Origin of the sequence: Methylobacterium sp. PvP105 (assembly GCF_017876975.1) — a bacterium.
GTDB classification, from domain to species: Bacteria; Pseudomonadota; Alphaproteobacteria; order Rhizobiales; family Beijerinckiaceae; genus Methylobacterium; species Methylobacterium radiotolerans.
The window spans coordinates 1,830,319-1,848,498 of sequence record NZ_JAGIPA010000001.1; the positions used below are offsets into that span (position 1 = coordinate 1,830,319).

Genomic DNA, 18,180 nt, shown 5'->3' on the forward strand with positions numbered 1-18,180 from the left:
GCTCAGGCCCACGCGCGCTGGGCGAGCTTCTGCTCGTAGGCGTCGATGGACGAGACGCGCTCGAGGGTCAGCCCGATCTCGTCGAGTCCGTTCAGCAGGTTGTGCTTGCGGCCCTCGTCGATGTCGAAATGCAGGGTGCCGCCGTCCGGCCCCCGGATCGTCTGCGCCGCCAGGTCGACCGTCAGGGTGGCGTTCGCGCCGCGCTCGGCGTCCTCGAACAGCTTCTCCAGGTCCTCGGGCGACACGACGATCGCCAGGATGCCGTTCTTGGCGCAGTTGTTGAAGAAGATGTCGGCGAAGCTCGTGGAGATCACGCAGCGGATGCCGAAATCGGCCAGCGCCCAGGGCGCGTGCTCCCGGGACGAGCCGCAGCCGAAATTGTCCCCGCACACCAGGATCTTGCTGTTCCGGTAGGCCGGCTGGTTGAGGATGAAGTCCGGGTTCTCGGAGCCGTCCTCGCGGTAGCGCATCTCGGCGAACAGGCTCTTGCCGAGCCCGGTCCGCCGGATCGTCTTCAGGTACTTCGCCGGGATGATCCGGTCGGTATCGACGTTGATCGTCCGCAGGGGCGCCGCGACGCCCTCCAGGGTGGTGAACTTTTCCATCGTCTGACGGCTCGTGTCGGTGGTCTCTCTGCCGGGCGGTTTAGCAGCCGCCGGCCCGGGCCGGAAGCGTCAGGCGAGGTCGGGCGCCGTCGCCCGGGACAGGGTCCCGTCGTGGAGGGCCGAGGCGACCAGCGCCCCGGCGATCCCGGCCGCCCGCAGCGCCCGCAGGTCGTCCGGGCCGCGCACGCCGCCCGCCGCGTAGAGGCGGCGATCCGGCGCCCGCGCGCGCAGGGCTCCCAGGGCCCCGAGGTCCGGGCCGGCCCCGGCGCCGACCTGCGCCAGCGTCATGGCGATCACCTCCGGCGGCCAGAGCGCGGGATCGTCGTGGAGGGCCGCCGGGCCGAGCCGCTCCGCGCCGCGCGTGTCGAGGGAGAACACCGCCCGGTCGCCGAGCCGCGTCACGAGGTCGGCATCCGCCTGGCTCTCGCTGCCGATCACCGGGCGGCCCAGGCCGGAGGCCAGGAACGCGTCGACGCCCGCCGGCTCGGCGAAGCCCGCATCGACCCACAGGCTGACGCCCGGGCAGGCGCGGGCGATCGCCTCCAGGGCGCGGAGATCGGGCGCGGCGCGATCGATGATCGCGTCGAGATCGGCGACGTAGAGGATGGCGGCGGGCCACGCGTCGCGCAGCCCCCGGGCCACCGCGTCGGGCGCCGAGCCCTTTGCCAAGGGCGTCTCGATCGGGGCATAGGAGGAGCGCTCGCCCCGGCGCGCCCGCACCACGCGGCCGCCCCGGAGATCGAGCACCGGGATCACCGCGAAGCCGGGGCGCCCGATCCTGTGGTCCATCGAGGCGCTCATCGCGGTCCCATGCGCTCATCAAACCCAACGACGATCGGGTGGGACCTCGGCGGGGTCCACGTCAAGGTCGCCCTGGTCGAGGACGGCCGGGTCGCGGCCGCCGCCCAGGTGCCGTGCCCGCTCTGGCAGGGCCTGCCGGCCCTCGACCGGGCGCTGGAGGCCGCCCCCGACTGGGCCCGCGGCGCGGCGCTCCACGCCGTGACCATGACGGGCGAGCTGACCGACTGCTTCGCCGACCGGCGCGCCGGCGTCGCGGCGCTCGCCGGGTGGGCCGGATCGCACCTCGCCGGGACCGTGCGGATCTACGCCGGGCGCTCGGGCTTCGTCGCCCCGGAGGCGGCCGCGTCCCGCGCGGCGGACGTGGCCTCGGCCAACTGGCACGCCACCGCGGCGCTCGCCGGCCGGCACGTCCCGGACGCGCTCCTGATCGATATCGGCTCGACCACCGCCGACCTGATCCCCGTCGCGGGCGGACGGCCGGCCGCGACCGGCTACAGCGACGCCGAGCGGCTGGAGACCGGCGAGCTCGTCTATACCGGCGCGGTGCGCACGCCGGTGATCGCGCTGTCCGACCACGCCCCCTTCGCGGGCCGCCGGACCCGGCTGATGACCGAGACCTTCGCCCACATGGCGGACGTCTACCGCATCCTCGGCCTCCTCCCCGAGGGCGCCGACCAGCAGCCGAGCGGCGACCGCAAGGGCAAGACGGTCGCCGAGAGCGAGACCCGGCTCGCCCGGATCGTCGGGCGGGACCGGGCGGAGGCGCCCGGAGCGGCCTGGACGGCGCTCGCCGCCCACTTCGCGGAGGCGCAGCTGCGCCTGCTGCACGACGCGGCGGCGGAGATCCTCAGCCGGCCCGATCTCGGCGCGGACGCGCCCCTCGTCCTGTGCGGCGCCGGCGCCTTCGTGGGCGCCCGCCTCGCCGAGCGGCTGGGTCGGCCCTCGACGCCGCTGGCGGCGCTGCTGGGGGACCGGATCGGCGGCGCGCGCGACGGGATCTCGACCTGTGGACCGGCGGTGGCGGTCGGCCTCATCGCCGCGGAGGAGGCAGTCACATGAGTGCAATCAAGATCCTGGCCCGGATCCTGACGGCCCGGGTCGGGCCGCATATCGAGCTGGCCGTGGAGACGGAGACCGGGGAGGTGCTGAAGGTGCTCGCCACCGAGGACCAGGTCGACCGGCTGGTCGACGAGCTGGAGGACATCCTCAACTCGCCCGCCGACCCGGAGGATGACGGGCCGCCCCAGGCGGCCTGAGGCCCCGGGCCCCGCCGGTCGCCATGAGCCTGATCGCCGCCAAGATCGTCGTCACACCGACCCTGATGTGGGCCGTGTCGGCGGCCGCGCGCCGGTGGGGCAGCCTCGTCGGCGGCCTGCTCTCGGGCCTGCCGCTCACCTCGGCGCCGATCTCGATCTACCTCGCCGCCGAGCAGGGCGAGCGCTTCGCCGCCGAGGCGGCGATCGGCTCGGTGGAGGGACTCGGCGCGGTCACGGTCAGCTACCTCGCCTACGCCGTCTCCGCGCCGCGGACGGGGAACCTCGCGTCCGCGCTGCTCGCCCTGGCGGCCTTCGTCCTCGCGGGCGCGCTGCTGCACGGGGTGGTCCAGCCCGGCCTGTGGCTCGCCACGGCGATCGACCTGCCGGCGATGGCGCTGGTGGTCGCCCTTTGCCGGCCGGCCGCCGGGACCGCGGCGCCGGTCCGCCGGGCGCGCCCGCCGCGCTGGGACATGCCGGCCCGGCTCGCGGCCGCCACCGGCCTGGTCCTGCTGGTCTCGGGCCTGGCGCCGCATCTCGGCTCGGGCCTGAGCGGCGTCCTGGCACCGATCCCGATCATCTCCTGGCCGCTCATCGTCTTCGCCCGGGCGCAGGACGGGGTCGGCGCCGCGCTGGACGTGGTGCGCGGCAGCGCCCAGGGCGCCTTCGGCGTTCTGGCATTCTATGTCTGCGTGCACCTGCTGCTCGGGCGGATCGACCCGGTCGCGGCCTACGCCGCCTCGATCGCGGTGTCGGCGGCCTGCGTGCTGCCGTGGCTGGTCGCCCGGCGCCGCCCGCGGGCCGCCTGACCGGGCCGCGCCGACGCGACCGCCGAGGAGAATCATGCTGCCCGATACGGGAATCCCGACCCTCACCCCGGGCTACGCGGCGGTGCCGCGGGGCCATCTCGCCACCGTCGTCACGAGCCTGGAGATGCACCGGCCGCCGCCGCCGCGTCCCGGACGGCCGCTCCCGCCCGGCCTCGCCCTCGAGCCGCTGGCGGGCACCGACCCGGAGACCTACCGGACCCTGTTCCGGGAGGTTGGCGCCGACTGGCTGTGGTTCTCGCGCCTCACCCTGGCGGACGGGGCGCTGGCGGCGATCCTGGCCGACGGCGATGTCGAGATCTTCGCGCTCCGGCGCGACGGGCGGAACCTCGGCATGCTGGAACTGGATTTCCGCCAGCCCGGCACCTGCGAGCTGGTCTTCCTCGGATTGACCGACGACGCGGTCGGGACCGGGATCGGCCGCACGCTGATGAACGCGGCGATCGGCCGGGCCTGGGCGCGCCCGATCACGCGGTTCTGGGTGCATACCTCCACCCTGGACCATCCCGGGGCGCTCGCCTTCTACCGGCGCTCGGGCTTCGTCTCCTTCGCGGTCCACGTCGAGGTCGCGCCCGATCCGCGGCTCGACGGGACTCTGCCGCGCGACTGCGCCCCGCACGTGCCGCTGCTCGGCTGAGGCGATGCGGGATCCGGACACGAGACCCGCGGCCTCGCGGCCGCGGGTCTCGTGTCGCCGATCGTGCGCGCCCGGTCAGGCGGCGGTGCGCTTGCGGGCTTCCTGCTTCGTGTCGACGCCGGCCGCTTTGATCTCGGACAGCTTCTGCGCGACGTTGCGCGAGAACACGAACTCGGCCGGGCGCTGGTTCTCCAGGCTGACCTCGGGGGCCATCGCGCCGTCGGTCTTGATGCCGCGAATCGCGTGCACCAGCGGCTTCCAGGGCTTGCGGACCGAATCGACGACCGACGAGGCCTCGTACCCCGAGTGGACCATGCAGTCGGCGCACTTCTCGTAGTTGCCGGTGCCGTAGGCGTCCCAGTCGGTGGTCTCCATCAGCTCCTTGAAGGTCGCCGCGTAGCCCTCGCCGAGCAGGTAGCAGGGCTTCTGCCAGCCGAACACGGTGCGGGTCGGGTTGCCCCACGGGGTGCAGTGGTAGGTCTGGTTGCCGGCCAGGAAGTCGAGGAACAGGCCCGACTGCTGGAAGGTCCACTTCTCGCGGCCCTTCTCCTTGCCGTGCCGGAACACGCCGCGGAACAGCTCCTTCGTCGCCTTCCGGTTCAGGAAGTGCTTCTGGTCGGGAGCGCGCTCGTAGGCGTAGCCGGGGGAGACGGTGATGCCGTCGATGCCCATCCGGGTCACGCTGTCGAAGAAGTCGGCGATCTTCTCCGGCTGGGAATTGTTGAAGAAGGTGCAGTTGATGGTGACGCGGAAGCCCATCTCCTTGGCCTTCGCGATCGCCGCCACGGCCTTGTCGTAGACGCCGCGCTGGCACACCGACTGGTCGTGCATCTCCTTGTCGCCGTCCAGATGGATCGACCACGTGAAGTACGGGCTCGGCTTGTACTCCTTGATCTTCTTCTCGAGGAGCAGCGCGTTCGTGCAGACGATCGCGAACTTCTTCTGGGCGATGATGCCCTCGACGATCTGCGGCAGGTCCTTGTGCAGGAGCGGCTCGCCGCCGGCGATCACCACCACCGGGGCGCCGCACTCGCGCACCGATTCGAGCGCGTCGGCGACCGGCAGGCGCTTGTTCAGGATCTCGTCCGGGTAGTCGATCTTGCCGCAGCCGGCGCAGGCCAGGTTACAGCGGAACAGCGGCTCCATCATCATCACAAGCGGGTAACGCTTGCGGCCCGTGAGGTGCTGCTTCAGGATGTAGCCGCCGATCTTCGCGACGTACCGGAGGGGGATACCCAAGATTGCGGCTCCTTACTTCGTCGACCCCGGGGCGTCGGGGTGCTTAACGCGAAAAAATCTCGAATTCCAGCGATCTAGCTTGGAACTAATCTGAAACGACCCCGTTTGGGCGGGGCGATGACATCTTATTCCGCTCCTGACGCAACGGTGCCACATGGACCGCGGGTGCGAAGTCCGTGGACGGAAGCGCCCGATCGTTGAGGACAGCACGTGCATTGCGTCGGCAATACGACCGAAATCCCAGGATTCGGGAGGCCGCGCCTGAATCGCCGTGCGCTAGCGCACACGGGCGGGCGCGGGATGCGCGCCGCGGCGGCCGCGTTGCAATCTGGCATCGCCCTCTTTACTGAGCCTCGTGGCCGCGATGCAAGTCCTGGCCCGCGATCGGTGTCCGGATCGCGGACCGCATCGGGCGAAGTCAGTCGGGTGCCGGACGCGCGCGGCGCGTTCGGATCGGGCGGTGCGGCGGTCCTCGAACCCGATGCGCGCCCGATCGGATCGCGGAGCGATCGCGCGGCGGAGCCCTGAGCCCGACGGCGTCGGTGGCCCGGGTTCGGACCGGACGGATGGCAGGAGCCGGTCGCGCGCGGGGCGCGTCCGATGCGAACAGGCAGGGTGCTCGTGATCGAAAGTCTCGTCGCGTTCTCGGTGCGGTATCGGTGGATCGTGATCGCCCTCACGGCGTTCCTCACGGTCGCGAGCCTCGGAGTCGCGGCGCACCTGTTCCGAATCAACACCGACGTCGAGCGCCTGATCGACCCGAAGGAGCCGTGGCGGCAGGACGAGATCAATTTCGAGAAGGCGTTCCCGCAGCGCAGCAACACCATCGTGGCGGTCATCAACGGCGAGACGCCCGAGGAGACTGAGGAGGCGGCCGCCAACCTCGCCAAGGCGCTCACGGCGCACAAGAACCTGATCGAGACGGTGTACCGGCCCGACGGCGGCCCGTTCTTCAACAAGAATGGCCTGCTGCTGATGTCTCAGGCGGAGCTCGACAAGACCCTGGAGGCGCTGACCCAGCAGCAGGGTCTGCTCGGGCCGCTCGCCGCCGACCCCTCGCTGCGGGGCATCATGCGGGTGCTGACGCTGGGCGCGCGCGGCGTGAAGACCGGCGACGCGAAGATCGAGGATCTCGAGAAGCCCATGGGGCAGATCGACGCCACCCTGCAGAAGGTGCTGGCCGGTCAGCCGGCGCGGATGCCCTGGCAGGAGCTCCTGTCGGGGGGTGAGACCAGCGTCACCGACAAGATGAAGTTCGTGGTGATCCAGCCGGTCCTCGACTTCAACGCCCTGGAGCCCGGCTACCAGGCGACCAAGCTGATCCGCAACGTCGCCAAGGATCTGGGGATCGACGCCCAGAACGGCCTGCGGATGCGCCTGACCGGCACGGTGGCGGTGGCGGACGAGGAGTTCGCGACGCTGTCGGAGGATGCCGGCCTCAACAACAGCATCATCGTCGGCGCGATCGTACTGTTCCTGTGGCTGGCCCTGCGCTCGGGCAAGCTCGTCGGCGCGGTGATCATCACCACCTTCGCGGGCCTCGTGGTCACGGCCGCCCTGGGCCTCATCATGGTCAAGGAGCTGAACCCGATCTCGGTGGCCTTCGCGGCCCTGTTCGTCGGACTCGGCATCGATTTCGGCATCCAGTTCTCGGTCCGCTACCGGGCCGACCGCTACGAGCAGCCGACGCTGGAGAGCGCGATCCGCGCCGCGGCGCGGGGCGTGGGCTGGTCGCTGACCCTCGCCGCGGTGTCGCTGGTGGCGGGCTTCTTCGCCTTCCTGCCCACGGCCTTCCGGGGCGTGTCGGAGCTGGGCCTGATCGCCGGCGTCGGCATGATCGTGGCCTTCCTGTTCTCGCTGATCCTGCTGCCGGCGCTGATCGCGGTGTTCAAGCCGGTCGGCGAGAAGGCGGCGGTGCAGACCGAGTGGCTCGTCGGCGTCGATCCGTGGATCATCCGGCACCGCAAGCCGATCCTGATCGTCGTCGGCCTGATCACCCTGGCCGGCGCTCCGCTGCTCTGGCACCTGCCGTTCGACTCGAACCCGATGCACCTGCGCAGCCCCAAGACGCAGTCCATCGCGACCTACCTGGACCTGATCAAGAATCCCGAGACGAGCCCGAACTTCATCGACGTGCTGGCGCCCAGCGTCGAGGCGGTCCCGGCGCTGTCGAAGACGCTGCTGGCGCTTCCGGTCACCGCCTCGGTCAACAGCATCGACACCTTCGTGCCGCGGGATCAGGACAAGAAGCTGGCCCAGATCGCCGACACGGCCCAGCTCCTCGACCCGGTGCTCAATCCCGGGCGCAAACCGCCGCCGCCGACCGACGCCGACAACGTCAAGGCGCTCAAGGACGCCGCCGCGGCGCTCAACGGCCTCTCCGCCGACGCCAAGGGGGACGCGAAGGGCGCCCAGCAAGCGAAGCAGCTCGCCGGCACCCTCGACAAGCTCGCCGCCGGCCCGGTGCAGCTGCGCGAGGCGGCCTCGGTGGCGCTGACCAAGGACCTGGTGCCGCTGCTCGCGCGCCTGCGCGACCTGCTGCATCCCGAGAAGATCACGCTGGACAACCTGCCGCCGCAGCTGAAGGCCGACTGGGTGGCGGCGGACGGACGGGCGCGCATCGAGGTTCACCCGAAGGGCGACTCGAACGATGACACGGTGCTCCGCCGGTTCTCGGACGAGGTCCTGAAGGTCGCCCCGCACGCCACCGGCGCGCCCGTGGCCACCACGCAGTCGAGCTACACGATCCTGGGCGCCTTCGTGCAGGCGGCGGTGACGGCCTTCGTGCTGATCTTCGTCATCCTGTCGGTCGCCCTGCGCAAGCCGTGGGACGTGGCGATGACCCTCGGCCCGCTGGTGATCGCGACCCTCTGGACGCTGATGGCGATGCGCATCGTCGGCATGCCGCTGAACTTCGCCAACATCATCGCCCTGCCGCTGATGCTCGCGGTCGGCGTGGCGTTCCACATCTACTACGTGATCGCGTGGCGGGCGGGCGTGACCGACATGCTCGCCTCCAGCCTGACCCGGGCGATCTTCTTCTCGGCGCTGACCACGGGCAGCGCCTTCGGATCGCTGGTCCTGTCGAGCCATCCCGGCACGGCGAGCATGGGCAAGCTGCTGGCGCTGTCGCTGTTCTTCACCCTGGTGGCGGCGTTCTTCGTGGTGCCGGCGACCCTCGGCGAGCCGCCCGAGCAGCCCGACGAGGATCGTCCGGAAGCCGAGAAGGCGGCCGGCGCGGCCCTGCGCAAGACCGCCGCGCACCAGGATCCGGTGCCGGCCAAGTAGGAGGGGCCGAACCGCGCCGGCCCGCGCCCCGGGGCATCCTCAGAGGGCCTTCTCGAAGAAGTGGTCCGGGTAGGGGTCGTCGTTGAAGCGGTCGATCTCCACCCAGCCCGACCGCCGGTAGAGCGCTAGGGCCTCGGGCAGGGCGCTGCTGGTGTCGAGGCGCAGCGTCCGGATCCCGAGGTCGCGGGCGGCGGCCTCGACCTGTTGCATGAGCCGCTTGGCGAGGCCCAGCCCGCGGGCCGCGGGATCGATCCAGAGCCGCTTGATCTCCGCCACCGCGCCGCCGCTCCCCTTGAGCCCGACGCATCCGACCGGAAGGCCGTCCGCGATGGCGAGCAGGAAGGTGCCGCGCGGGCGCACCAGGGCGCCGGCCTCGGGGTCGCACGACAGGGCGACGTCGAACCCGCCGGCGAATCGGCTCGCCAGCTCGGCGTAGTAGGCGGCGAGGCAGGCGCGGGCGGACGCGCTCGCGGGATCGGCCTCGGTGATCGCGATGGCGTCGCGGCCGAGGACCAGGGCGATCCGGTCCATGGCGTGCAAGAGCGCCGACACCTGCGGCGCGCGCTCCAGCAGGGTGACGGCGCGGGCATCCGACAGCGCCTCGTAGGCCGCGAACTCGCGCCGCCCGGCCTCGGTCAGGGACGCGACCCGGCGACGGGCATCCGCGGGATGCGGTGCGGTCGCGACCAGTCCCTCCTCCTCCAGGCCGCGCAGGAGACGGCTCATCAGGCCGGAATCGAGACCGAGATAGGCGCGGATCTCGCCGATCTCCGCGCGCCCCGCCCCGACGGCGTTCAGGACGCGCGCCGCCCCCAGGGGACGGCCTCGGCCGAGGAACGAGGAGTCGAGCGCGCCGACCTCGGCGGTGACGGCGCGGGCGAAGCGGCGGACGCGGGCGATCTCGGCAGGATCCATGGTATCTGACTAAAGTCAGATATCGGCCTGGATCAACCCAGGAAGTCGGAGAACCCGCCGCGGGCCGCGCCCGACGCGCCGGCGGCCGACAGGGACGCGGGGGCGATCAGCGCGTCCCGCTCGTCGGCGTAGCGGTAGCCCGGCGCCTCGCCGGGGAAGCCGCCGGCGGTGGCCGGGTGGGTGTAGAGCTCGGTCAGCCCGTCCGGGAGTTCGGCCAGCAGAGCCGCGACGCGGGCGGGCGTCATCGCACCGGACCACGCGAGGCCGAGGGTGCGGTCGGGGATCAGCAGCCCGGCCTGCCGGGCTCGGACGGCGAGCAGCGCCGCCCAGGGGGCGATGTCGAGGGCCGGCCGTGGCCGGGCACCGGGCTCGGCGCGGCGCAGGATCTCCCGCGGCTCCCGGGGTACCCGCAGGGCGCGCATCCCGAAGTCGCGGCCGATGCGCAGCACCGCCCCGGCGATCAGCGGGTGGACGTGGAAGTGCTTGTGGGCGTTGACGTGGTCCAGCGGCAGGCCGGTCGCCCGGTAGGCCTCGAACTGCGCGCGGATCTCCGCGGCGAGCTGGCGCCGGGCCGCGGGCCTGCGGGCGAAGTCGAGGCCGAGGCGGGCCATGTCGGCGCGCATCAGGCCGGCCGCGTCGGTCAGGTCGGGCAGTTCGGCGGCCGGCAGGGTCGGCCACGCCTCCACGAGGACGAGGTGCAGCCCGACGCGCAGGGACGGCAGCCGTTTGGCCCGGGCCACCGCGTCGGCGGCGGCCGGCGCCGAGACCATCAGGCTCGCCGCCGTGAGGATCCCGTCGCGATGGGCCTGCTCGACGGCCTCGTTGACCTCGGGGCTCAGCCCGAAATCATCCGCGGTGACGACCAGACGCTTCACGCAAACCTCGTAACGGGTGTCGACGGGTCCAGGGCGGAGCCCTGGAAGACGTGCGGGGCTCTGCCCCACACCCCGCCGGGGCCGTGGGCCCCGGACCCCGGACTTACGCCGCCTTGGCGGTGCCCTGACGCTCCTTGAGGAAGCGGTAGAACTCGACGCCCTCGCGCAGGCGGCGCTTCATCATGTCGGGCGAGCGCACCATCTCGCTGACGATCGAGGCGATCTTCGGAGCCCGGAAGTAGAACTTCTTGTAGAACTCCTCGACCGAGGTGAAGATCTCGGTGTGCGAGAGGTGCGGGTAGTGCAGCGGCGCGACCTGCACGCCGTTCTCGTCGACGAGCTCGGCGTTCTCGATGTCGAGCCAGCCGTTCTCCACCGCCTGCTTGTACAGGAAGGTGCCGGGGTAGGGGGCCGCCAGCGAGACCTGGATCGTGTGCGGGTTGATCCGCTTGGCGAAGGCGATCGTCTCCTGGATCGTCTCCTTCGTCTCGCCCGGCAGGCCGAGGATGAAGGTGCCGTGGATGGCGATGCCCAGGTCGTGGCAGTCCTTCGTGAACTTCTCGGCGACCTCGACCCGCATGCCCTTCTTGATGTTGTGCAGGATCTGCTGGTTGCCGGACTCGTAGCCGACCAGCAGCAGGCGCAGGCCGTTCTCCTTGAGCACCTTCAGGGTCTCGCGCGGCACGTTGGCCTTGGCGTTGCACGACCACGTGACGCCGAGCTTGCCGAGCTCGCGGGCGATCTCCTCCGCGCGCGGCAGGTTGTCGGTGAAGGTGTCGTCGTCGAAGAAGAACTCCTTGGTCTGCGGGAACTCCTTCAGGCAGTACTTGATCTCCTCGATCACGTGGGCGACCGAGCGGGTGCGGTAGGTGTGGCCGCCGACCGTCTGCGGCCAGAGGCAGAAGGTGCAGCGGCTCTTGCAGCCCCGGCCGGAGTAGAACGAGATGTACGGGTGCTTCAGGTACCCGATGAAGTACTTCTCCATCTCCAGGTCGCGCTTGTAGACGCTGGTGACGAAGGGCAGCTGATCCATGTCGGTCATGATCTCGCGGTCCTCGTTGTGGACCACGACACCGTTGGCGTCGCGATAGGACAGCCCCTTGATCTCCGACATCGGGACGCCCTCGGCGACTTCCTTGACGGTGAAGTCGAACTCGTTGCGGGCGCAGAAATCGACCACCGGGGCCTGGGCCATCGCGCCGGCGGCGTCGACCGCGACCTTGGCGCCGATCAGGCCGGCGATGAGCTTCGGGTTGGCGGCCTTGAGCGCCTCGATCGTCTTCACGTCGGACTTGAACGACGGCACCGAGGTGTGGAGCACGACGAGGTCGAAGTCGTTGGCCTGGGCCACGATCTCGGCGAGCTTGATGTTGTGCGGCGGCGCGTCGATCAGCTTCGAGTTCGGCACCAGGGCGGCCGGCTGGGCCAGCCAGGTCGGGTACCAGAACGACTTGATCTCGCGCTTGGCTTGGTAACGGGAGCCGGCACCGCCGTCGAAACCGTCGAAGGTGGGGGCCTGGAGGAAGAGCGTGCGCATGGGGTTCAAGGCCTCAGGGCAATGCCGGGGGGAGGGCGGAGGACGAGGGAGCCGGGTTCAGCGGAGCGGCGCGCCGGCATCGCGGCCGAGTTCGGCGTCCGGGATCAGGGTGCCATCCGCAACCACGTGATAATCGTGACCTTTCCATGTCACCGCCCCCGACACGAAGGCCCAGGAGAAGTTCAGGAAGGAGAGGATGTCGCGGATCGGCAACAGTCCGTAGGGGTGCGGGGCGAGGCCGAAGGCCCGCTCCAGCTGCCGGCAGAGCAGCACGCGGCTCGCCAGCGCCGCGGCGGCGACCCAGAGCGCGCCGGTCCCGGCGCCGGGCAGGAGCGCGCCCAGCAGGGCGAGGGGAAAGGCGTGGGTGACGATCGAGCCGGCGTAGCCGGCCGGGTCGACGGTGCGGATCGTCCGGTTCCAGCGCAGCTCGTGCCGCCACAGCCCGGAGAGATCGGTGTCGACGCTGGTGTGGCCGATCGTGAAGCTCGGGATCACCACGCGGCCGCCGAGTCCGCGCAGGGCCGCGCCGATGGCGTAGTCGTCCGCCAGATCGTTGCGGAAGGTTCGGAAGCCGCCGACCGCCTCCAGGCTCGCCCGGGTGAAGGCCACGGTGGAGCCGAAGCAGGGCTTCGCCAGCCCGAGGCTCAGGCCCATCACCACGTTGGGCAGGAAGTGGGTGTCGATCGCGAGCGTCGAGAGCTGATCGTACAGGCCCCGGAAGGCCGGGACGCCGTGGTACAGGCAGGTCACGCCGGTGACGCCGTCCTGCGACAGCTCCGCGACGAGGCGCTCCAGGTAGTCGGGGCCGACCACCATGTCGCTGTCGGCCAGCACCACCACGTCGTGGGCGATGGCCTCGGCCATGTTGATCAGGTTCGAGACCTTGCGGTTCGATCCGTGCTGCCGGCCGTCGATCACGAGGTCGATGCGGGCCTCCGGATAGGCCTGCTGCAGGCGCTCGACCACGCCGATCGCGGGATCGGTGGGCTTCTGGACGCCGAACACGACCTGGACCGGCCCGGCGTAGTCCTGGCGCAGAACGGTCTCGAGATTCGCGTAGAGGTTGGGCTCGAGGCCGCAGAGCGGCTTCAGCACGGTCACGGAGGGCCGCGGGGCTCCCCCGGGGAGCGCCGGCGGGCCTCGGCCCGCGTAGCGGCCCGCGCAGATGGCGGCGGCCAGCCCGTAGACGCAGCCCGCCGCCGCCAGGATCAGGCAGAGCAGCGAGAGCCACGAGAGGCCGTGCAGCGCCAGCGAGGAGACATCCATCCGGTCGGGTCCGTGCGGTCGTCCGGCCGCCGAGGCGGCGATGGCCGCGAGCGGCCGGTTCAGGTCGGCGCTGGCGCCGGCGATCCTCAGGGGGTCGGCTTGGCCGCGAGCATGCCGTCGGTCCGCGCCCGGAGGAACTTCACGACGCCGTCGGCGCCCCCGGACTTCAGCGGCGCCGACAGGGCGTTCCGCTGCGCGGCGATCTCGCTGACGTCGCCGTTGAGCAGGACGTCCTGGATGCGATTGTCGGCGTTGACGACGAAGTCCACGGCCGAATCGTCGCCGTCCGCGGCGGTGACGCGGGTCGGCACCACGCGCTGGGCGCCCCGCTCCTCGACCTTCGGGGTCACGTCGAACTTGCCGCCGGCGGCGCGGGCCAGCCGGTTGGCGTAGGTCACGGTCAGGCTGCGCTTGAACGCGTCGATCACCGCCGCCTGCTGCTCGGGGGTGAAGCTCGACCATTTCGAGCCCACCGCGATGCGGGTCATGGCGGGGAAGTCGAACGCCTTGTCGAGCGCGGGGCCGACGGCCTCGACCCGGGCCGGCAGGGGGCCGGGCCCGTCCTTCAGCGCGGCCGAGAAGGCGGCGTAGAGGTCGCGCACGGTCTGAACGGCCGGATCGTCCGCGGCCCGTGACGGGGCCGGGACGAGCAGGGTCAGGGCCAGGGGTGCGGCGACGAGGGCGGCCGCGAGCCGGCGGGTCAGGCGCACTTCTTCAACTCCTCGCCGTCGCCGAGCCGCGCCCCCATGCGCGGCGGGGCGTAGCTGTAGAACGGGCCGAGGGTGGCGGGCTGCGCGACCCTCTTGGCCTTGCGCCCGGCCTCCGGCTCCGGCTCGCGCGCCTCTTCCTCGGGCGCCTCGGACCGGAGCCTGGACTCGATCCGGTGCCAGAGCAGGAGGCTCGGGAGCCCGACGCCGAGATCGGCGAAGCGCTTGACCAGCGAGAGGGCGAGCGCCGCCTCGGCCGGGATATCGAACAGGCCGCACAGGGCGATCAGGCCGCCCTCCTGCGCGCCCAGGGCGCCGGGCACCGCGAAGGCCGCGCCGCGCACGGCCTGGGCGAGGCTCTCGATCATGAGCGCCTGCGCGAAGTCGATCGGGTAGCCCATGAACCGCAGGCAGACATAGACCTCGAGCGTGCCGATCACCCAGCCGGCGAGGTGGACCGCGAGGGCCGCCGCGAAGCGACCGTGGTTGCCGTAGAGCCGGCGCAGGCTGTCGTAGAGCTGGTCGATGGCGCCGAAGGCGCGCCACTCGCGCCCGGAGGCGAAGCGGCTGAGCAGGGCCTGGATCAGGCGGTGACCGGCCCGGCGCTGGATCAGGTAGAACGCGCCGAGGGCCGGGACCGCCAGGGCCAGCCCGCCCTCGACCGTGTGGGCGATCGGCCCGTCGCCGGAGATCAGGACCAGCAGGGCGAGTCCGGCCACCGTGAACAGGAGCTGCGTCAGCGCCTGGGTCATCAGGTCGACGAACATGCTGGCGCCCGCGAGCGCGCCCGGGACGTTGCGCTTCGACAGCAGGCGGGCGCCGACGAAGTCACCGCCGACGGTGGCGACCGGCAGCAGCGTGTTGATGCCCTCGCGGACGAAGCGGAGCGAGACGCAGTCGGCGAGCTTGGTCGCGCCGGCGGGGAACACGACGTACCAGCCGAGTCCCGCCCAGGCGACGGCCACGAGGCGCGCCAGCACCACGAGGGCGGCGCCCCAGCCGGCGCTCACGACGGCGGCCGACACGTCCTCCAGGCCGGAGGACATGAACAGGCCGACGACCGTGCACAGACCGGCGATCGAGGCCAAGGTCGTCAGGCGCTTCATTGTCGTCTTTCAAGCTCGCGTAAGGCTTGATGCGGGAAATCGGTCACGGTCGCGGCAGAAATAGGTCCGCCGGGCCGGGAACGTTTCTGTCACGTTGCAGCACGGATTAGCGGTGTCTATCACCCGTTTGACACACCGGGGGCCAAAGCGGCGGCCGGGCCGAGAAGCCCGCGCAGAAGGCCGCGGCACGTCGCAGAAGGGGCACACGTCATGGAGCGCGAATCACCGATCACGGCCCTGGAGGCCGTGACCGACGACACGCATGCGGGCGGCTTTCCGGGCGGGACCGGACCCGGCGTGCCGGCTCCGCAGTCGCCGGTGATGGCCTGGAACGAGTGGGATCCGCTGGAGGAGGTGATCGTCGGCTCGCTCGACGGCGCCACGATCCCGACCCACCACCTGACGGTGATCTTCAACCTGCCGCGCGCCGCGCAGCCGTTCTACCGGCTGGCGAGCGGCTGGAAGTATCCGAAGTTCATGAAGAAGCTCGCCCAGGCCGAGCTCGACAACTTCATCACCATCCTGGCCGGCGAGGGCGTGAAGGTCCGCCGCCCCGACGCGGTGGACTTCTCCAAGAAGTTCAAGGCGCCGCGCTGGTCCTCCCGCGGCTTCTGCGTCGCCTGCCCGCGCGACCCGTACCTCGTCATCGGCGACGAGATCATCGAGAGCCCGATGTGCTGGCGCTCGCGCTACTTCGAGGGCGACGCCTACCGGTCGCTGTTCAAGGAGTACTTCCGCGCCGGCGCCCGCTGGACCTCCGCGCCGCGCCCGCAGCTGACCGACGACCTCTACAACTACGATTACCGGGTGCCGAACCTGAAGGCCGGCGAGCCCATGCAGTTCACGGTCAACGAGTTCGAGCCGGTCTTCGACGCCGCCGACTTCGTCCGCTGCGGCCGCGACCTGTTCGTCACCCGCTCCAACGTGACCAACCTGATGGGCATCGAGTGGCTGCGCCGCCACCTCGGCCCGGGCTTCCGCATCCACGAGATCGAGAGCCGCTGCCCGCAGCCGATGCACATCGATTCGTCGTTCATGCCGCTGGCGCCCGGCAAGGTGCTGGTGAACCCGGACTACGTCGACGTCGAGAAGCTGCCGGCCGTGCTCAAGAAGTGGGACGTGCTGATCGCCCCGCGCCCCGACCCGGTCGAGGGCTTCATGAGCAAGATCTCGATGTGCTCGCCCTGGACCTCGATCAACGTCCTGGCGATCACCGAGAGGAAGATCGTCGTCGACCAGAGCCAGCCGACGCTGATCAAGGCGCTCAAGGACTGGGGCTTCGACCCGATCCCGGCGCCGTTCCTCAGCTACGGCCCGTTCGGCGGCTCGTTCCACTGCGCGACCCTCGACGTCCGCCGCCGGGGCGTGCTGAAGTCGTACTTCTAGGACCGGCCCGCCGTCGTCCCGGGGCGCCCCGGGACGACGGGCGACATCGCGCGGCGCCTACCGCGCCGCGATGCCCGCGATCAGCGCCGCGTTGAACCCGTCCGGGTCGGACATCTGCGGCGCGTGGCCGAGATCCGGGAACTCCACGAGCCGCGCGCCCGGGATGGCCCTGGCGGCCGCCTTGCCGAGTTCGGGATAGTTGCCGAGGCTCGCCCGCACCTCCGGCGGCGCGAGGTCCTTGCCGATCGCCGTGCTGTCCTTCTGGCCGATCAGGAGCAGCGTCGGCACCGCGATCTGCGGGAACCGGTAGACCACCGGCTCGGTGAGGATCATGTCGTAGAGCAGCGCCGAGTCCCAGGCGACCGCCTCCTTGCCGGGGCCGCCGTTGAGGCCCGCCAGCATCGTGACCCAGGGCTCGTAGCGGGGCTCCCAGGCGCCGGCGTAGTAGGTCGCCGTCTCGTAGGCCCGGATCGAGGCCGCCGTCACCTTCAACTCGCGCTGGTACCATTGCTCGACCGAGGTCGGCGGCACGCCCTTGGCGGCCCAGTCCTCCAGGCCGATCGGGTTGACCAGCACGAGCTGCTCCACCGCCTTCGGGTAGAGCAGGGCGTAGTGGGCGGCCAGCATGCCGCCCGTGGAGTGGCCGACCAGGATCGGGCGCTCGATCCCGAGCTTGGCCAGGAGCGCGTGGGTGTTCTCGGCGAGCTGCCGGAAGGTGAACTGGTAGGCCGTCGGCTTGCTCGACTTGCAGAAGCCGATCTGGTCCGGCGCGATCACCCGGTACCCGGCCGCGCTGAGCGCCCGGATCTGGCTCTCCCAGGTGGCGGCGCAGAAGTTCTTGCCGTGCAGCAGCACCGCGGTCCGGCCGTTCGGCGTCGCCGGGCGGACATCGAGATAGGCCATCTGCAGCGGCTGGCGCTGCGAGGTGAACAGGAACCGCTCCACCGGGAACGGGTAGGCGAAGCCCTCGAGTTCCGGCCCGTAGGTCGGCTGCGGCAGCGGCTCGGCGGAAGCGGGTCCCGCCGGCAGCAGGGCCAGCGGGGCCAGCAGGACGGAGGCGAGGAGGTTTCGGAGCATGGCCGCGTCGGAGCCTGGTCTGCGAGCGGCGTGCGGCGCCGCGCCGCCCGCTCAGATCGGTCATCCGGGCGCCCCTGTCCACGCCCCGCGGAGCGCCGCGGCTTCGCGCCCGCCGCGGCGCGCGCTATCTCCCGGGGGCGACCGTCTCCCGCCGCGGATGTCCCGATGCTGCGCCTCACCACCCTGACCGCCCTCGCCGGCGCGCTCCTCCTCGGGCCCGCCCCGGCCCGGGCGGCGGATGCCTGCGACGCCCTGGCCGCGCGGGTGATCCGCACCACCGGCGCCTCCCTGGCCGGCCGGGCCGGGCCCGTCGCGGTGTTCCGGGCGCAGGATGCCGAGCGGCTGAGCCTCGACTGCCGCGCCCCGGCCCGGATCACCGTGGCCTCCCGCGACCGCGAGCCGGCGCCGGCCTACTTCGTCCTGATCGGCCGCGCCGCGCAGGCGCTAGCCGGGGCGGACGCCGCCGCGGTCGAGGTGCTGGCGCTCAACCTTCACCAGGCCAGCCTGCTGGCGGATGCCCCGCGCCGGGGCGGCGCCGGCCGGATCCTGATGCTGTGCGAGACCGGCCCGCGCACCGACGCCCTCCGGGACGACCGCACGGTCTGCCGGGTCGCGCCCCGGCCCGGGCTTTCGCGGATCCGCCGCGCGGGCTAGACGGGCC

At 71.7% G+C, this 18,180-nt stretch carries 17 protein-coding genes; 7 read left to right on the forward strand and 10 right to left on the reverse strand.

Annotated elements, in window-relative coordinates; genetic code table 11:
- Positions 1-2: 2 nt before the first annotated feature.
- Together leuD and J3A75_RS08765 are read right to left on the reverse strand one after the other, a co-directional pair.
- Positions 3-605: a 3-isopropylmalate dehydratase small subunit gene (gene leuD, locus J3A75_RS08760; protein WP_043073244.1), complete on the reverse strand. Its 603-nt coding sequence runs from the start codon at positions 603-605 to the stop codon at positions 3-5.
- A gap of 69 nt (positions 606-674) precedes the next feature.
- Positions 675-1,406 (reverse strand): HisA/HisF-related TIM barrel protein, encoded by a 732-nt coding sequence (locus tag J3A75_RS08765; protein ID WP_209650001.1) that lies wholly within the window; start codon positions 1,404-1,406, stop codon positions 675-677.
- 9 nt (positions 1,407-1,415) lie between these two features.
- Between J3A75_RS08765 and J3A75_RS08770 the strand changes: the two genes are divergently transcribed.
- Genes J3A75_RS08770 through J3A75_RS08785 form a run of 4 tightly spaced genes read left to right on the forward strand, consistent with a single transcriptional unit; the run spans position 1,416 to position 4,123 of the window.
- On the forward strand, positions 1,416-2,465 hold the full coding sequence (locus J3A75_RS08770; protein ID WP_209650003.1) for a hydantoinase/oxoprolinase family protein: 1,050 nt from the start codon (positions 1,416-1,418) through the stop codon (positions 2,463-2,465).
- Positions 2,462-2,662: a hypothetical protein gene (locus J3A75_RS08775; RefSeq protein ID WP_012317969.1), complete on the forward strand. Its 201-nt coding sequence runs from the start codon at positions 2,462-2,464 to the stop codon at positions 2,660-2,662. The genes J3A75_RS08770 and J3A75_RS08775 overlap by 4 nt, the downstream gene beginning before the upstream one ends.
- A 23-nt stretch (positions 2,663-2,685) precedes the next feature.
- Complete coding sequence (locus J3A75_RS08780) at positions 2,686-3,468, forward strand: hypothetical protein (protein WP_116656754.1); 783 nt, start codon at positions 2,686-2,688, stop codon at positions 3,466-3,468.
- Between the two features lie 34 nt (positions 3,469-3,502).
- On the forward strand, positions 3,503-4,123 hold the full coding sequence (locus J3A75_RS08785; RefSeq protein ID WP_209650005.1) for a GNAT family N-acetyltransferase: 621 nt from the start codon (positions 3,503-3,505) through the stop codon (positions 4,121-4,123).
- Positions 4,124-4,198: 75 nt separating this feature from the next.
- Here the strand turns inward: J3A75_RS08785 and hpnH are convergent, their stop codons facing one another.
- Positions 4,199-5,362, reverse strand: coding sequence for an adenosyl-hopene transferase HpnH (gene hpnH, locus J3A75_RS08790; protein ID WP_012317972.1), 1,164 nt, complete (start codon positions 5,360-5,362; stop codon positions 4,199-4,201).
- A gap of 621 nt (positions 5,363-5,983) precedes the next feature.
- Between hpnH and J3A75_RS08795 the strand changes: the two genes are divergently transcribed.
- Positions 5,984-8,650: an MMPL family transporter gene (locus J3A75_RS08795; protein WP_209650914.1), complete on the forward strand. Its 2,667-nt coding sequence runs from the start codon at positions 5,984-5,986 to the stop codon at positions 8,648-8,650.
- A 39-nt stretch (positions 8,651-8,689) separates the two neighbouring features.
- Here the strand turns inward: J3A75_RS08795 and J3A75_RS08800 are convergent, their stop codons facing one another.
- From J3A75_RS08800 to J3A75_RS08825, 6 genes are all read right to left on the reverse strand, one after another.
- On the reverse strand, positions 8,690-9,565 hold the full coding sequence (locus tag J3A75_RS08800; RefSeq protein ID WP_209650007.1) for a helix-turn-helix domain-containing GNAT family N-acetyltransferase: 876 nt from the start codon (positions 9,563-9,565) through the stop codon (positions 8,690-8,692).
- Positions 9,566-9,597: 32 nt separating this feature from the next.
- Positions 9,598-10,440, reverse strand: a complete 843-nt coding sequence (gene hpnK / locus J3A75_RS08805) for a hopanoid biosynthesis-associated protein HpnK (protein WP_012317975.1) — start codon at positions 10,438-10,440, stop codon at positions 9,598-9,600.
- A 103-nt stretch (positions 10,441-10,543) separates the two neighbouring features.
- Positions 10,544-11,977 carry a hopanoid biosynthesis associated radical SAM protein HpnJ gene (gene hpnJ, locus J3A75_RS08810; RefSeq protein ID WP_012317976.1) on the reverse strand — a complete coding sequence of 478 codons (1,434 nt, stop codon included), beginning with the start codon at positions 11,975-11,977 and terminating at the stop codon, positions 10,544-10,546.
- 57 nt (positions 11,978-12,034) lie between these two features.
- Positions 12,035-13,243: a bacteriohopanetetrol glucosamine biosynthesis glycosyltransferase HpnI gene (gene hpnI / locus J3A75_RS08815; protein WP_209650009.1), complete on the reverse strand. Its 1,209-nt coding sequence runs from the start codon at positions 13,241-13,243 to the stop codon at positions 12,035-12,037.
- An 86-nt stretch (positions 13,244-13,329) separates the two neighbouring features.
- Positions 13,330-13,953 (reverse strand): phospholipid-binding protein MlaC, encoded by a 624-nt coding sequence (locus J3A75_RS08820; RefSeq protein ID WP_012317978.1) that lies wholly within the window; start codon positions 13,951-13,953, stop codon positions 13,330-13,332.
- Positions 13,944-15,056, reverse strand: a complete 1,113-nt coding sequence (locus J3A75_RS08825) for a flippase-like domain-containing protein (RefSeq protein WP_029359945.1) — start codon at positions 15,054-15,056, stop codon at positions 13,944-13,946. Before J3A75_RS08825 ends, J3A75_RS08820 begins: the two co-directional genes overlap by 10 nt.
- Before the next feature lie 210 nt (positions 15,057-15,266).
- On the opposite strand from J3A75_RS08825, the gene J3A75_RS08830 reads away from it, so the two are divergent.
- A complete protein-coding gene (locus J3A75_RS08830) occupies positions 15,267-16,442 on the forward strand; it encodes an amidinotransferase (RefSeq protein WP_209650011.1) in 1,176 nt (391 codons plus the stop codon).
- A gap of 57 nt (positions 16,443-16,499) precedes the next feature.
- Here J3A75_RS08830 and J3A75_RS08835 read toward each other — a convergent pair whose 3' ends face one another.
- Positions 16,500-17,519: an alpha/beta fold hydrolase gene (locus J3A75_RS08835; RefSeq protein ID WP_209650013.1), complete on the reverse strand. Its 1,020-nt coding sequence runs from the start codon at positions 17,517-17,519 to the stop codon at positions 16,500-16,502.
- Between the two features lie 165 nt (positions 17,520-17,684).
- On the opposite strand from J3A75_RS08835, the gene J3A75_RS08840 reads away from it, so the two are divergent.
- Positions 17,685-18,173 carry a hypothetical protein gene (locus tag J3A75_RS08840; protein ID WP_059409607.1) on the forward strand — a complete coding sequence of 163 codons (489 nt, stop codon included), beginning with the start codon at positions 17,685-17,687 and terminating at the stop codon, positions 18,171-18,173.
- Positions 18,174-18,180: the final 7 nt, after the last annotated feature.